At 57.4% G+C, this 15640-nt stretch carries 14 protein-coding genes and 1 pseudogene; 6 read left to right on the top strand and 9 right to left on the bottom strand.

The features are described from left to right. The first annotated feature begins 56 nt into the window (after positions 1–56). Positions 57–560 carry a putative peptidoglycan-binding domain-containing protein gene (locus tag D8M23_RS11490; RefSeq protein WP_126854860.1) on the top strand — a complete coding sequence of 168 codons (504 nt, stop codon included), beginning with the start codon at positions 57–59 and terminating at the stop codon, positions 558–560. A gap of 158 nt (positions 561–718) precedes the next feature. On the opposite strand, the gene D8M23_RS11495 is transcribed toward D8M23_RS11490, so the two are convergent. From D8M23_RS11495 to D8M23_RS11505, 3 genes are all read right to left on the bottom strand, one after another. Beyond that, the gene (locus D8M23_RS11495) at positions 719–1783 is read right to left on the bottom strand and encodes an alcohol dehydrogenase catalytic domain-containing protein (protein ID WP_126854861.1); all 1065 of its coding nucleotides are present in this window, start codon (positions 1781–1783) and stop codon (positions 719–721) included. A 327-nt stretch (positions 1784–2110) separates the two neighbouring features. Continuing rightward, positions 2111–3682: a SulP family inorganic anion transporter gene (locus tag D8M23_RS11500; protein ID WP_126854862.1), complete on the bottom strand. Its 1572-nt coding sequence runs from the start codon at positions 3680–3682 to the stop codon at positions 2111–2113. A gap of 123 nt (positions 3683–3805) precedes the next feature. After that, the gene (locus tag D8M23_RS11505) at positions 3806–4477 is read right to left on the bottom strand and encodes a carbonic anhydrase (protein ID WP_126854863.1); all 672 of its coding nucleotides are present in this window, start codon (positions 4475–4477) and stop codon (positions 3806–3808) included. Between the two features lie 405 nt (positions 4478–4882). Between D8M23_RS11505 and D8M23_RS11985 the strand changes: the two genes are divergently transcribed. The 4 genes and pseudogenes from D8M23_RS11985 (at position 4883) to D8M23_RS11520 (ending at position 6113) form a co-directional block, all read left to right on the top strand. Beyond that, positions 4883–5083, top strand: a complete 201-nt coding sequence (locus D8M23_RS11985; protein WP_202976144.1) for a hypothetical protein — start codon at positions 4883–4885, stop codon at positions 5081–5083. 12 nt (positions 5084–5095) lie between these two features. Next, a pseudogene (locus D8M23_RS12400) lies at positions 5096–5296 on the top strand (RHS repeat-associated core domain-containing protein); the annotation flags it as partial. Between the two features lie 63 nt (positions 5297–5359). After that, positions 5360–5665 carry a hypothetical protein gene (locus D8M23_RS11515; protein ID WP_126854864.1) on the top strand — a complete coding sequence of 102 codons (306 nt, stop codon included), beginning with the start codon at positions 5360–5362 and terminating at the stop codon, positions 5663–5665. Positions 5666–5678: 13 nt separating this feature from the next. After that, a complete protein-coding gene (locus D8M23_RS11520) occupies positions 5679–6113 on the top strand; it encodes a hypothetical protein (protein ID WP_006889070.1) in 435 nt (144 codons plus the stop codon). 1182 nt (positions 6114–7295) lie between these two features. Here D8M23_RS11520 and D8M23_RS11530 read toward each other — a convergent pair. Beyond that, complete coding sequence (locus D8M23_RS11530; RefSeq protein ID WP_126854866.1) at positions 7296–7910, bottom strand: transposase family protein; 615 nt, start codon at positions 7908–7910, stop codon at positions 7296–7298. Between the two features lie 92 nt (positions 7911–8002). Between D8M23_RS11530 and D8M23_RS11535 the strand changes: the two genes are divergently transcribed. Further along, complete coding sequence (locus D8M23_RS11535; RefSeq protein ID WP_238693865.1) at positions 8003–8680, top strand: hypothetical protein; 678 nt, start codon at positions 8003–8005, stop codon at positions 8678–8680. 37 nt (positions 8681–8717) lie between these two features. On the opposite strand, the gene D8M23_RS11540 is transcribed toward D8M23_RS11535, so the two are convergent. Genes D8M23_RS11540 through D8M23_RS11560 form a run of 5 tightly spaced genes read right to left on the bottom strand, consistent with a single transcriptional unit; the run spans position 8718 to position 15588 of the window. Then, positions 8718–9590: an anchored repeat-type ABC transporter permease subunit gene (locus tag D8M23_RS11540; RefSeq protein ID WP_126854868.1), complete on the bottom strand. Its 873-nt coding sequence runs from the start codon at positions 9588–9590 to the stop codon at positions 8718–8720. Further along, positions 9587–10507, bottom strand: a complete 921-nt coding sequence (locus tag D8M23_RS11545; RefSeq protein ID WP_126854869.1) for an anchored repeat-type ABC transporter ATP-binding subunit — start codon at positions 10505–10507, stop codon at positions 9587–9589. Before D8M23_RS11545 ends, D8M23_RS11540 begins: the two co-directional genes overlap by 4 nt. Continuing rightward, positions 10500–11534: a choice-of-anchor M domain-containing protein gene (locus D8M23_RS11550; RefSeq protein WP_126854870.1), complete on the bottom strand. Its 1035-nt coding sequence runs from the start codon at positions 11532–11534 to the stop codon at positions 10500–10502. The genes D8M23_RS11545 and D8M23_RS11550 overlap by 8 nt, the downstream gene beginning before the upstream one ends. Before the next feature lie 42 nt (positions 11535–11576). Continuing rightward, positions 11577–13211 (bottom strand): anchored repeat ABC transporter, substrate-binding protein, encoded by a 1635-nt coding sequence (locus D8M23_RS11555; protein WP_126854871.1) that lies wholly within the window; start codon positions 13209–13211, stop codon positions 11577–11579. Beyond that, positions 13201–15588, bottom strand: a complete 2388-nt coding sequence (locus D8M23_RS11560) for a TIGR03773 family transporter-associated surface protein (protein WP_126854872.1) — start codon at positions 15586–15588, stop codon at positions 13201–13203. The genes D8M23_RS11555 and D8M23_RS11560 overlap by 11 nt, the downstream gene beginning before the upstream one ends. Between the last annotated feature and the right edge of the window lie 52 nt (positions 15589–15640).

Consider the following 15640-nt stretch of genomic DNA (forward strand, 5'->3'; position numbering starts at 1 on the left):
TTCAGAATCCATACCAAGCTCTGGATATACCTTCTCGTAAAGTGAGGATGATAAAAATGACGAACGAACATTCTGGTATTTCTCGCCGTAAGCTGCTGCGTACCGCCGCTATTGGCGTTCCCGCCGTCGGTGCTGCAGCCTTTGGTGCTAGCTTGATGACTGCCCCGGCGGCAACCGCTCTGGCGGAGGACGGGTACTGGGGCTCCGAAACGACGGTTGAGCTGCAGAAGCATCTCAACAGTGTAGCTGCCGCGAATTCCGCTGTTGTGGGTGGTCTTCCCCTTGACGGGCGGATCGATAGCCAGCCTGCCTCCCAGTCCAGTGCGAACCCGGGCTTGACCGGTGGCTGGCAGTGGGTTTCTGATGATGCCGCATCCGGCTCAGACACCATTAAAGACCTGCAGCGGTGGCTGGGTGTGAACGCCGACGGCCTGATCGGCCCCAACACGATCAGCGCCTTGCAGTCTTACCTTGGCCAGACGGCAGACGGGGTTCTTGATGCGCCTTCACCGGCTATTGTTGCGCTGCAGCGTAAGCTCCTTAGCAGCAACTACCCCTAAACTGAGTACTATGTGAACGCGCGGCGCCCCCGGCGGGATACTTGAGGCTATTCGTAGCCCACAGGTTCCCTTCCGGGGGCGTTGAGCATATACTAGGGGCCTCTGCACGTGGGTTAGTGCAGAGACCCCTAGTATTTATGTGGGTTTTACCCGGCTCCCTAGTGCTTAATCGGTTCGCGCGAGATCACAACCTTCACCACGTTATGCTCGGCGGCGTTTGCGAACAGGTCGTATGCTTCCTCGAACTGGTCGAAGGTGAAGTAGTGGGTTGCCATTGCCTTTGCGTTCAGGCGGCCCGAACGCACCATGTTCAGCAGGTTGCCCACGGTGTTGCAGTTCACCAGACCCATGTTGATGTTCACGTTCGAGATCCACATGGTGTTGATCGGCAGCTCTACCGGCTTGCCGTGCACACCCGCGTTCGCAACGTTGCCGTAGGGGCGAACGATCTTGGTGCAGGTCTCGAAGGTCTGCGGCACGCCCACAGCCTCAATCGCCACATCCACGCCCAAACCGTCGGGGGAGAGGGCCTTAATTTTCTCGATAAAGTCCGGATCGGCGGCGTTGACCTTATCGGTTGCGCCCAGTTCCAGAGCCTTGTTCATGCGGTTATCGTCCATATCGACGGTAATCACGCGCCCGGCACCGCACAGGTTTGCCGTCATGATTGCGCCCAGACCCACCGGACCTGCGCCAATAACCGCCACCGTATCGCCCGGTTTGGTGTTGCCGTTAAGAATACCCATCTCGAAACCGGTCGGAAGTGCATCCGTGAGGAAGAGAACGTCCTCGTCCGTGAGCCCCTCGGGAACCATGTGCACCGACGTCTCGGCGTAAGGAATGCGCACATACTCGGCCTGGGTGCCGTCAATCATGTACCCGAAAATCCAGCCGACACCGCCTACGGTCTGGCAGTGTGAGGGCTTATTGTCCTTACAGTATGAGCACTTGCCGCAGTTCGTGACCGCCGGAATAATGATGCGGTCACCAACTTTCAAATCGGTGACCGCAGAACCGACTTCGGTAATCGTGCCGATAGCTTCGTGGCCCAGAATACGTCCTTCTTCAACCTCGGGAACGTCGCCCTTGAGGATGTGCAGGTCGGTGCCGCAGATGGTGGTGGTATCAACGCGAGCAATCACATCAGTGGGTTCAAGGATGGTCGGATCCGGAACTTCCTCCCACGCCCGCTTGCCTGCGCCGTGGTAAACAACTGCCTTCATAATGACTCCTTCGTTGAGTTCTATGGAGGGGGGAGCGGCGGTGATAATGTCATCACCACTCCTATAAACTTATAAATATATGTTTATAAGTTATATGTCTATTAAACACTAAAACACCCCAGCTGCCTAGATGTTACGCAGATTACATTTAAGGTTGTGGTGACTGTAAGAGGCGGTGGCGGTACATTATTAAGCCAGGTTTAAAAGCGAGAAGCGGATTTTTGACCAAGAGGGTGATATTTTCTCACCTTTCCGGCCAAAAACCCGCTTCTCGCGTATACGCACGAGGGGGGAGTGATACCGCACGGGTACCGCCCGCCTCATCGCTTAGATACTTGCGGCGTGCCCCACCTTCACATGACTGTGGCGGTCACGCTCTGCATCGTGATAATCCGACTTGAAGCCCTTAAGCACCACCTCAATATCGTTTTCCTTCGCATAAACATTGGAGAAGTCCTCAATCAGCTCCAGCACATCACTGGCAATATACGAAGAGTTCTCGGCATTAATCGTGACCTTCGAGCCGGGGCGAATATTCTTCAGCGTCTTCTTAATAGCCGCCTTGTTCAGGAACGACACCTCCTCCGCCAAATCCAGCGTGATTTCGTCGGCCTCCGCCAGCTCCTCACGGCTGAGGTAGTAGGCGCGCTTCATATTGCCCTGCAGCACGAAGAAAATACTGATTGCCAGGCCAATGCCCACACCCTCCAGCAGGTCAAATACGACCACGGCGACCAGCGTGGCCGCGAACGGGATGAACTGGTACAGGCCCTTATGCCAGAAGTGGAAGATAGTTTTCGGGCTCGCCAGCTTATACCCCACCACCAGTAGCACGGCGGCGAGGGTCGCCAATGGAATCAGGTTCAGCACGAACGGAATGGCCAGCACGCACACCAGCAGCAGCACACCGTGAATAATGGCGGAGAGCTTATGGGTTGCACCCGCGTTCGCATTCGCGGACGAGCGCACCACCACCGACGTCACCGGCAGCCCGCCAATAGTGGAGCACACCATATTACCCACGCCCTGTGCACGCAGCTCACGGTTGGTGTCGGTGATACGGCGGTGCGCATCCAGGCGGTCGGCTGCCTCAATAGAGAGCAGAGTTTCAATCGAGGCCACAATAGCGATCGTGATACCGGTAATCCACACGTGCGAGTCCAAGAACCCCGAAATATTCGGGAAAGTCGCCAAGCCAACCATATCGCCCCACGACTTCGGCACAGGAAGCTGAACCAGCTGATTATTCGGAATTGCCAGGCCGCTATTGGAGGTCACAAATATCCAGTTCATGAAAATACCCACGGCAACCGCCACCAGTGCGGCGGGCAGAAGCTTAATGTTTTTCAAACCGGGGATTTTATCCCAAGAAATCAGGATGATGAGGGACACAACCGTCACCAGAATCGACCCGAGGTGAAGGTCAGCAAACACGTTCAGGCCGTCTTCCCGCAGCTTCAAATCACTGCCGAACGCCAACGGAAGCTGATTAATGATGATAATAACGCCGATGCCCGCCAGCATACCCTCAATGACGGCAAGCGGAATATATTCGGCGATACTGCCCACGCGCAGGAAGCCCAGGGCAAGCTGTATGGCGCCCGCAATGAGGCCTGCGCAGAGGAACAGCTCGAACGCGCCCAAGCTGGTAATCGACTCAAGAACGATTGCCGCCAGACCCGCCGCAGGGCCGGAAACACTAATGTTCGAGGTGCTCAAGAACCCGATGATGATACCGCCAACAATACCCGAAATAATCCCCGACAGCGGCGGTGCCCCAGATGCCAGGGCAATACCCAAACACAGTGGCAGGGCCACCAAGAAAACCACCAACCCCGAAGCGAAGTTGGCCTTTAATAAGCTGCCCACAGGCAGCTTTTCGACAGGCTGATTAACCATAAACCGATACTCCTCATATGTGTTGTCTGTGTGTTGTGATGCGTGCTGTACACTCCCGCAGTGCACAGCGGAAAATAATCGTGCGCGTTAAAGGTGTTCCGCCCGGCCGCAACAGCGGCCCCATTAGGACTCCTTACGCGCGTTCACCACCCACTCAGAATCGGTCAGGTTATAAATGCTCTGAAGGTCAGCGAAAATACCCTCAAAATCAATGTTCAAATCAATCAGCCGACCGGTGCGCACATCAAACACCCAGCCGTGCACAATCGGGTAACCATCCAGCAGGTAGCGTTCCTGCACGCACGCCATCTTAATCACGTTCAGGCACTGCTCCTGCACATTTAGCTCAACCAGACGGTCATAGCGCTGACGCTCATCAGTGATCGCATCCAGTTCTTCGCGGTGCAGACGGTACACGTCACGGATATTGCGCAGCCACGGGTTCATGGCCCCCAAATCCTCGGCTGTCATCGCCGCCTTAACGCCGCCGCAGTTATAGTGACCGCAGATAATAATGTGCTCAACCTTCAGGTGCGAGACCGCGTACTCAATAGCGGAACCGGCGTTCATGTCCAGCCCGTGCACTAGGTTAGCGACGTTACGGTGCACAAACACCTCACCCGGCTCAAGGCCCATCAGGCCCTCCGCCGACACGCGGCTATCGGAGCACCCAATGTACAGAAAATCGGGGTTCTGCCCGTCGGCTAACTCTTTGAAATAGTCGGGCTGGCGCTGCTTTTTAGCGTCAATCCACTTCTGGTTATTCTCAAAAATAACCTCGTATGACCGGCTCATGTTCTCTTCCTTTCTCATATATTTGCGTTATTTAAGGGTTTTTCGCCTCAGCTACAGCGCGCGGTCAGAAGGAAGGGTTGGAAGGGCCGCACGGACGCGAAAAACAGTCAAGACAACGGAATGCGCACAGTTCACCCCTGAAGAAAAAGGAAATAATTGAGGATCTTCAGGGCAGAAATCTTTAAAGAAATGCTCCTTATAAGATATGTGAGCATATTCCGTTTCAAAATATTGTGTGTGTCTTTATTTTATTACTAAAAATGTTCGGAGAAACCGGACCAGCAGGTACCGTGCAAAACACCGTCCCATGCCGCCGGGAAACAGGTCCGGAAACCCGCCCACCGTGCTTAGTGATGTTATGACAAAAACTAAGCTCAGCCTATCCTAGCAGGTGTTTACGGCGCGATGTCAAGACACTTTGTCACACTGCGAGCGCCTGATCAGGGGTTTGAGTATGTTCTAGCTGGGCGTATGTGGGTTCTTGCTGGTGCCCCGCAGGAGTTGATTGATGCTGAGCAGGGGAGTGTGGCGGGTCGTGTGACTCAGTCTTTGTTTGGCAGGCGTCAATGGTCGGGTGTGGATTCCCCGGTATTGTTTGCTGGTTAGTATGAGGATCAAGAGTCTGGGTGGGTGTATAACCGGTTTAGGTTTTATGATCCTGCCGGTGGCGTGTATGGTGCCCCGGATCCGTTGGGTGTGGGGCCGAATGTGGGGACTGCGCAGGGGTATGTCGCTAATCCTTTGACATGGGTTGATGCGCTAGGATTAAAAGCGCATCCAATCACTGATGTTATCAGAAACTCCACAGACGATTTGTAACAAAAAGTTGTTGGGGTAATGGACAGCGCAGGTGATGGTGCTCGACGTTATGGTGCACTTGCTATGGCTGAAGTCACTGACAGCGCAGGAAACAAAACAATCCTTGCAGTCTCCAATGGTCGTGATGGAGCGATCTTGCGTAATGATATAGGTCGGCATCTGCCAGATGATGTTGTTGCAGTGAGAAGCCAAATAACAGAAGGGGTGGTTGGAAGAAACACTCATGCTGAAGAGCCACTAGTTAATTATTGCAAAGCCAATAATTTGTCGATTAATAAGTTGGCTGCACCACGTGGTGTGTGTAAAGACGTCTGTCAATCATTGGTGGAAAATGTAAATGTTGTTACCCCGCTTGTGGGGGCAATGTAAGGAGAAGAATAAGATGAGTGTATATCGTGATCAGCTGGGCGAACGCTCCAACAATCTCATCAATGAGCTTTTGGCAAAAGGGCTTGGTCTGGCATTTTATAAAGGCAAATGCTTGGAGATCCTTGATGTGACTGGATGGGATGCAAAAGATGTCTATGAGTTTGTCGAACATTTGACTCTGGCTGATGCCGAAACTGCTGATAAATTTCAGGAGAGTGAGCAGTTGATGGCTAAGTATTCTGACCAGCTTGATGAGATGGAGGCAAACCAAGATCCTAATTCAGGTAAGGTATTGGAGGTGCAGACAATTGCCTTGGCAACCTATCTGATGTTAGAAGAGCCAGATAAAGAACAACGTGTACCAGTGGGTCTGGAGGCGCTGATTAATAGTGATTATCCAGAGCCTAAGCTCTGTGACGACATTGAAGCATTTCTTCAAAAACATTAGCATCCGCTAAGGTTGCTGATTATATGTTACAACTTTTGGCTATACTAAGAGGCTTATTCACAGGGCGAGGCAAGCGGTCGTCGTGGCTGCGAATAACCCTCATCGTCTCGCACAGGTCCACAACCTCGCTGCGGGGGATTCTCGTGCTACTATTCATGATGGCGGCTCGTTTTCTGGTTGAATTGGTTTGATCACCAAAGATTCTCTCAGGAACGAGTCTCCACCTTGCTCAGCGACACGCAATTACCGATAAAATACCCTAAACACACGTATGAATAAGTCTCACCCCATGAATAAGCATGACATCATGCCACCGAGGGACGCTGATCCAAACCGGCCGAGCTGGATGCGTCTGTGCGCGTGGAGTGCATTTTTCGCCACCCTGCCGTCAGGCGTCTGGCGTGTGCTCATGATTGTTGGATTCATGCCTGGAACAGCCGATTTCCGGACCTTCCAGCTTGCTGGCGAACCCACACTCGGATACGTCTACGTCTTTGGGTTGAGCATAGCGCAGGTGACGTGCGGCTATCTGGCCGTAGGACTTATACGGCCGTGGGGTGAGCACCTCGGGCAGTGGCGCATACCCGCCAGGCTGCCAGTGTTCCTCGGCGCTGTTGGCTCACTGGCTTTGATTTGGATCTTCAATGTACAGATGGTCGCACAGGTCGCGCTTGGGCACCGACCTGACGCTGGCCTGATCCACAACTGGGCACTGGCTGTCATGCTGTGGTGTTACCTGCCTATTCTACTCTGGGGGCCGCTGACGCTGGCAACGGTATGGGGCTACTGGCGGTGTCGGGCACATGAAAATAGCGAGGCTTATCCACGGGGCGAGACGAGCAGCCCCTGACCTGGGCAAACGTGGCTGATTGACGTGTCTGTGAATAGCCCTCCGTATCTGGCGCTAATAGTGGTTTCAATGATTAAAAAGTAACTGATCAAATCAGGATTAAAGAGATAGAGGGTTATTCAGGGGGTATGCAAGAACAATAATTTCAGTGCCACATTAATAACCTTTATGATTTTTCTTTCGGCACCCTACAATCGGTATGTAGGATACGCTAGGTCTTCATGTTCGCGATGGCTCGTTCCACCACATACCGTATCTGCCAGTCCTCCAACAGTGTCTGTCCAGACTGTTTCCTTCAGCGGGGTGTCGCATCCTGAACCTATGTAGCCTTATCAGCTTCTTAAATGCTCTGGATCTAGTACGTCTAGCACCCCAGACTCGCGGAGTGCTGTCAGATCGTGGGTGCTGCCCACACAGAGGGTGGAGATGAACATGATGTTGCCGCTTTGATCGGTGATGACCTGTAGGTTGTGGCCTGTGGTTTTGTGTTTTTCGTTGTAGAGTTCTGGCCTATCAGCCCAGGAATAACACGGTACAATCGTGCCGTCGATAACCCCGTAGAGTCGGGGGTCAAGATCGTCTGGTTCTGGAGGTGGTGCTAGCGCGTGGTCAAAGGCGTCGAGGATGGTGTTGAACAGGCTCACGGTCGCTACCGCCTTCAGGCGCTTATCGCTCTGCGCGGCGGCAAAAGTGTAGCCGCCTCCGCCGTAAATACCAAGCGCGCCGATACGATCCGTATCTACGCCCGGGTAGCTTTCCAGGAAATCCACCGTGGCGTGCACATCGTTAATACGGTGCGCGGGCTTATCTGTCTGGCACGGCTCACCGGTGCTTGCGCCCTGGTATGCGGCATCGGCAGCAACCGTGATGTAACCACCCTGCTCCGCCAGGCGCTGCGCATACAGGCCCGCGACCTGCTCTTTCACGCCGCCGGTAAAAGCCCTCATAGGCGGCAGAAAAACACGACGATAAACGCATGGCCACACGCCCCGTAAATGGTAGGGTGGTTGCTAAAAATAGGCTGCATATAGGGGATAGCATGGCGGACAACTACACATACCGGGATATTGCCAGCGGTGAAGCATTACGCGAGCACCTGGGCTCACTGGGCTGGTCGAAACCACGCAAAAATCAGCCCGTATTCACCCAAGAATACGGTGAAGACCTCATATTTCGGGCCGCTTTTCTCTACGCAACATTCAACCATACGCCGGGGAACTACAGCGGCATCCCGGCGTTTTATGTGATGTCTAAAAAATGGCGTAAAACCCTGCGAAAAATATCGGCACACCTCGATCAGCCTCTTAAATCTGTGCCCTCCCCGCATGACGGCGATATGTACTTTATAAGCGTTGGCCACCCCCGCTACCACGAATTTGTAGATCACGAAGCGAGAATGACTTACCTGAGGCCCGATGGGACGCTCAATATAGAAGCATTCACTTGTTTCAGCACCGCCGCTCATCGGTTCATGGAAACCTTTGATCTGGCGGACTATGTGGCGCTTACCGGGCAGGAGCTGCAGCAGCAGCGCCTCGATACCGTGCTGCCGGATGTGCTCGGGTATTTATCCGTAAACACAATGAAAGACCTGCGCGATGAACTCTACCGGAACGTGCACGCACATCTTACCGACCGCGACGCCACGCTCTTCGCGGATCAGCACGTGCTGCGACGCCGGTGGGATGTTATCGCAGACTATTTCTCACTGACCTAGTACGACGGTGAGAGCCTTGAGACGGGCGCGGCAAATCCTAAACCGGCAGGGAATGGGCGGTCTCAGGAATGCGCCTGACTCGCTGGCGCATCCAGGTGAACGCCCACACCAGCACGAAAGCGGCGACCATCGTCAGCACAATCGTGCCGCCAGTCGGCAGGTTAAACGCCCACGAGAAGTACAGCCCCGCCGTCGAACACAGCACGCCGAAAACCGGTGAGAACAGCATCATAGTGCCTAAACGGCGGCATGCGAGCCGCGATGCGCTGGCCGGAACCACAATAAGCGCAAGCACCAGCACATTCCCCAGCGTCTGCAAAGAAATCACCACGGAAACCGTCACGAGCACATACAACAGAATATCCAGCAACAGCACCGGCAACCCTAACGCGCGTGCACTTTCACGGTCCAGGCTCACCGTCACCAGCTGCCGATGAAACAGCCACAGAAGCAGCAGAATCCCGGCGGACATAGCCGCCGCCTGGGCAATATCGCCGCGTGAAACCCCCACAATCGAACCGAACAGGAAATCCTGAATCGACCCCGAATACCCCGGTGCCAGCGAAATAATCACAATACCCAACGCGAACGAACCGGCAAAGAAAATACCGATCACCGAATCTTCTCGCAGCTTCTGGTTCTGACTAAAAATAGCCACCAAAACCGCCGTGATAACGCCCGCGATCAAGCCCCCGAACACCAAGTTGCCGCCGATAACGAACGCAACCGCCAAGCCGGGAAACACCGAGTGGGCCACCGCATCGCCAATAAAAACCATGCCGCGCATCATCACATGGCACCCCACCACGCCCGTCACCAAAGAGGCCAGCGTCACTGCGGCCAGGGCGCGCGGCAGAAACGCCAGGGAAGGGTTAAAAAGGTCAAACAGAAAATCAAGGGGAGTAATCATGCCGCTGCCTCCTGCGGGGTTACACGATGACCGGCAGGATGCCCCTGCCGGGTGCTGCCGGTCGAGTCGCCGTCTGCGCTCGGAACGCCAATCTTAGGCGATGGGTTTGTGCCCGCGCTTCCGCCTTTACCTGTGCTTTCTCCCTCGCCCTCAAGTTCGCGCCCGTGCACCCAGGCGTAAAGCTGCTGCGGCGAAAAATCCTCGGCTTTGCCGTCCAAACTCAAGGAACCGCGCACCCCACACAGCCGCGAACAAGACTCCTGCGCCGCCACAATATCGTGGGTAGACATCAGAATCGTCACACCCTCGCCCGCCAGCTGCCGGTACAGTCCGGTGAGCGCGGACTGGGTAGGCGCATCCACCCCCGTGAAGGGCTCGTCAAGAAGCAAAAGCGCCGGTTCAACCGCGAGAGCACGCGCCAGAAGCACCCGCTGCCGCTGCCCGCCGGAAAGCTCGCCGATAGGACGGTTCTTCAGCGGCATTAAATCCGTGCGTTCCAAAGCGTGAAAAACCTTGACCCAATCCGCAGTTTTAGGGCGACGAAACCAGCCGATCTCGCGGGTTCGCCCGGTCATGACCGCATCCTTGACGGTGATCGGGAAATCCCACTGAAACTGGTGCTTCTGCGGCACATAGCCGATGCGCGCCCGCGCGGTGCGTGCAGTACTGCCCAGCACCCGAATACTCCCCGAAGCAGGATGCAGCAGCCCCATAATGGCACGTAACAGCGTGGTTTTTCCGGCACCGTTCGCCCCGAGAAGACCCACAAATTCGCCGGGGTTCAGGGTGAGCGAAAAGTCCCGCAGCACCGCCCGCCGCCCGTACCCCGCATAGAGGTTTTGGATGCTCAGCGTCGGATTTTCACTCCCCGGCGCGGGGTCATTTTTGGAGCCTAGCATGGTGGTACCTTTACTCATCCCGCGCACCCTTTCCGCTCGTCATGATGCGCTCGGCCTGCGCCTGCGCGGCCTTATTGCGGCGCATCATGAAGAGCCCTGCTGCGGCAAGCACCGCCACAGTCCCCGCGCCGAGCGCCACCGGAAGGGCAGGGAACCCGCCGGATGAGGCCCCCGGACTATCGGAAGCCGCCGCAGAGTGCGCGCCCTCCGATTCGCCCGCCGGTGCCTGATCCGTGGCCTGCTGAGCCAGAGCGTACACCTCATCCGCAGTCACCGAATCCCCGATGGCGAACTTCATATAGCGGGTATCGGAAACAACCGAACCATCCGCAAGTTCCGCACGGGCCGTCACCTTCAGCAGATAGGCACCGGGCTTGGTAAACACCCAATTGGCGTGGGTATGCGTGTTCTTCTCAACCCATATATCCTGCGGCTCGTGTTTGGACGAATCCCACAAAACCTGCGGCTTCGAGAAGTTCCCATTCTCCAGGTACAGCGTGAACTGCCCCGGTCCCTGAACCTGCTCTAGGGTGAGGGTGACCCCGCGCGGGGTTTTCTGCACAAGCCCCGGGTCCTGAGTGGTCCAGCCAGGCCAGACGACCCCCTTCGTCTCGGTTTGCGGAATCACATACACCTGTTCGCCGGGCCGTGCACCCACAAACGAATAACGGTCATCATCAGGAACCTGGCGCAGGGCCGCATCGGAGCCGCGGTACAGTACATCGTCCACGCTGCGCCAGATGGGTGTAGCGGCATGATCGTCATGGATCATGAGCTGAAACTTACCGTCGGTAAAACGCGGGCCCATATCAACATGCCCGCTCGAAATTTCAGTGCGTCCCGTGCCCACCGGCTGCTCGGGCGAGAGCGTCTGCTGCAGAGCCTTCTGCTCTTTGCTGAGGTTATCCCCACTCGGTCTTGAAGAGGCGGCCGCCGGTGACGGGTCGGCATGGGCAACACCACCAGCCGAAACCAGCAGGGCAGCACTAAGAGCAGCTGAAATAACCTTCTGACCAGTATTTATGCTAAAAATAGAATTTTTCATGAGTGTTTCCTTCACAGTACTAAAAGTGCATTTTGTGGGCGTCTACAAGCCGCCCATAGCCCGCTGGATAGCCCGGGCATTAGCGCGCATCATATCCGCATAGTGGGGCGCCTCATCATCGAGCGAATCAGAATACAGGGTGCCCACCTGAACCCCGTTTTCATGGGCGACCTCACGCAAAACCGGGCTTCGCGCGCGGGTATTCTTATCAAGAAATATGGCCGGTACACGCAAATCCCTGATAGTGCGCTGCAGTCGCTGCCGCTGCTGGATGCTCGGCTCACTGCCCGCCACCGGCGTCACAAATCCCGCCACCGTCAGCCCATAAGTACTTGCCAGATAGCGGTACCCGTCATGGGTGGTAATCAGGTTTTTCGAGGCCTCGGGCAAAGATGCATAGATGCCGCGAATCTCCCAGTCCAGCTCATCAAGCTCGCGCATAACACGCTCAGTATTCGCCGTGTACAGGCTGGTTCCGGGCGGGTCAGCCTCAGCGAGAGCATCACGCATGACCTGCGCGGCCGCCTTCATATTCGGCACCGAATGCCATATATGCGGGTCTATCTCGCCGTGCACATGCTTGCCGAGCACCGCCTGCGCCAGCAAATACACCTGCCCCCGATGCTCGCGCGAAGACCCCCTCAAGAACCCGTATTGGCCACCCGCAGGAACCTCCTGCAGAGTGCGCGAAGGAACCGCAATGATCGTGCGAGCCAGGTCGTGCTCGGTGACTTTCCCGCCGCTATCGGTGCGAATCACAAGCCGCCCCGTATATGCCTGAACGGCTATATCCGCATGTCCGGAGGCTAAAACGGTTGTATTTGCGCCCAGACGAGAGGCGGCCTCGGCAGGGTCTTCACCCACCACGACATGCAGTGTCCCCTGCGCCTGCCGCACCCCCTCGGGTGCGTTGCGGGGCGTTGCCAGAACATCAAGTTCGTACACACCGGCATCCGCAAAAGCCCACGAAAGATGCGTATGCGCCTGCAGCGGAAGCTCCAGCGACCCCATATCGCCGGTACGCACCCTCACACCATCCTGCGTGGATTCCTGCGTGCCGCGCGCCTGAGAATCGCACATCATCTCGACCGCGCCGAAGGTCTGCGTAATAAACGCCGCAACCTGCCCGGGACCCTTCACACGGGTAACCGAAAACGCGACCGAAGCATCCGAATCTGAGGGCGACTCAGCGGAATGGGTGGCGGATGCGCCCGAAGACTCGGCGCCCTCAACGCGCAGCCCCAACCAGATAGAATCCAGCGAGGCATCCTCCACCACGGGTTCAAGCTTGCCGCCGTACTGCTCAATCCTCTCGGCAACCGCCACCTGCGCCGAACCCTGCGGCAGGTTAGAGCTCACCATCGCCACCATTTTGCGCTGTTCCAGCAGCAGACCGTTGGTGAACGCCAGCCGCGCGTAGGCGACATCGCGCACATCCCGCAGGCTCGGCTCATAGGAATGCGGGTCTGCGCCATTAGGAATGAGGGCGTGTATCCGAGCACGCTCGCCGCCAACAGCACGCGCCACATCCGCCAAAATCGGGGTTGTCGCCACCACCTGAAGACGTCCGTCGGCATCAAAACCCAAGGACGTATTCTGTGCGGTGCAGGCGCTTAACGCCGCGCAGACAGGCAGAAAACCCAGGAAAGCGCGGCGGCTGAGCCCATTACGCGGCATGACGCTTGCGGCGGCGCACGGCGTACACGATCATGCCGCCTAAAGCGACAGCAAGCACGGAGGTGCTGACCATAAACGGGTTAAAACCTGCCCCGGTGCTGGCCAGCTGACCGGCAGCAGCGGCCTGCTGTGCATCCTTAAGTTCCTGGTTAGTGAGGGCGCAGTCCTTACCCGAGGCGGTCTTACCAACGATGCGCACCTTCGTGCCGTCCTGTTTCGTCACAATACCGCTGGCCGCATCCACGGTGCCGCGCCCCGCCTGCTTATCGGGGGTTTTGCTCTCGCCAGCGGGCGTATCATTGTGCGCACCTCCGCGGTGGCCGCCGTTCTCTGCGGGTTTCTGCGCCTCCTGCTGCTTATCGCCGCCGGAGCCGCCGGAGGTGTTTTCCCCGCTGCCGTTACCCACCGTGAAGTTCAGGGTGGAGGTGCTCTCAACGGTCTGCCCGTTCTTCAGGCGCACCTGCCAGCCGATCGTCACCCGGTAGCGGCCCTCCGCAGTAAACACCCAGTTGCTGTGCTGGTGCGTATTCAGCGGAACCTGAAATGAGCCGCCGCGGGAGGTGAACACTTTCTGCCCGGCGGAACCGAAATTACCCGAGAGGAACACCGACATTGAGCCGGGGCCGTCGAACCCCTTCAAGCTCATGGTGACCGGCCCGTCGGCCTGCTTGAGAAGCTCAGGATCCTGGGTACTCCACCCCAGCCACGGTACACCCGCCTGCTGCGTAGCACCAATCATGTGCACGGTACTTCCCGCAGGGGCAATATCTTCCATGCCCGCCGGGAATTTCAGCTTTGCAGCATCACCCAACATGAAATTGAGTGAGCCGGGGGAGACATGCTTGGGCGGGCTGAACCGGTCATCTTTCACGGCAGAGCTCAACGTGGAGCCGTTCAGCACCGGACCCACATCGAAGTGCCCTTCAGTGGCGCGGTCTGACCCGCCGTATTCAGCCACGTTCTGCACCGTTGCCGTGTGCAGCGTGGGCTCAACACTCGGGACGGATGCGGGGCTGCGCAGGGACTGTTTGGCGTCTTTGATCTGAACCTCGGTGGCGTAGCATTTCTCGCTGCCTGACCCCGCCGAATCCGATCCGCCCGAACCAGCCCCACTGGAACCCGCTCCGCCCCCGGCGGAACCCGATCCGGCTGCCGCACCCTGATGAGACGCACCGGGGGCCGCATTGGCGCTATTGGAGCCGCGCACGCTTTTACCGCCGGATGCGCTCGCTGGCGGGGTGATGCTCTGTACAGTACCGTCTGTTCCGGTGCCGCCTGAGTCGGCGGCACTGGCGGCACCATTACCCCCAGAAGGTTCCGCCGCGTTTACCGCCTCCGGGGTGCTGCGATCGGCCGCCCCCGACCCCTGACTGGCACTGTTACCAGCCTGCTGCGCTTGGGGCTCTGGCGCGGGCCCCTGCGCGGCAGGGTGCTCGGCTCGTGGCTGCTGCGGTGCACCGTTCGAGCCCCCGCTGGCGGGGGCACCCGCCTGCCGCACATTATGGGTGTTGGCCCCCGAAATATTGGCCGGGGTTTTCGGCGCGCCTGCACCGGCGGGGGAGGTCCCGCTCGCGGCTGCCGACCGGTCAGTGGCTTCGGGGGCGCCGCCGTGCCGCTCGTCCTCCTGGGTGCGCATCTGCTCAAAAATATTGGCTGGAACATCGCCCACCGCCACCGTGTAGGTCTGCTCGGCGCTGATCGGCGTGCCGTCGGCGCGCTGAGCTGTCGCTCGGAAAGTAAGCCGGTAAACACCCGGTGCGGTAAATGCCCACCCGGGGTGCGCATGCTCACCTGCGGTTATGGTGTGGGCGGGCAGATTCTCGCGTGAACTGAACAGGCGCGTGGGGCCGCTGGGGTCCTCATGGAAAACCTCAACGGAGCCACCATCGGGGGCCTGGGTGCGCACAAGTTCGAGTGATATTTTGTTCTCTTTCAGTGCGTCGCGGGGGATATTATCAGCCCCGAAGCCGGGGTGAAGAATCCCGCCGGTGCCGGTGTGCGGGATATACCAGATAGGGGTGCCTTTGGGGGCAATAAATTCATAGCCTGCAGCCACAGTGCTGCGGGTGGAGTCAGTATTTGGCAGGTGGAAAACAGTTCGTGCGGGATCGTAAATACCTTCACCGTCGTGTGTGCTGGCCTTCGACCCCAGTGTGAGGGCACCGTCGCGCAGGGAGAGATCTACCAGGTTGGCGTGCACCCCGGCAACAGTATTTTCCCCATCAATACGGTGGGTTCTCTGGTTGCTAGTGGTGTCCGATGCGCTCGCGGTGCCGTGTTCTTCGTGCGCGAGGGCTGGTACTGCGGGGGTGAGGACAAGCCCGCAGGTGAGCGATGCGGCACTGAGTAGGGTCAGGGCGGATGTGCTTCGTTGCATGTGTTCCTCCAGGTGCGTGATGCGGTGACTGGGCGCGGTTTGGCGCGGGGGA

It is taken from the genome of Rothia sp. HSID18067, from assembly GCF_003989445.1.
Taxonomy (GTDB): Bacteria; Actinomycetota; Actinomycetes; order Actinomycetales; family Micrococcaceae; genus Rothia; species Rothia aeria.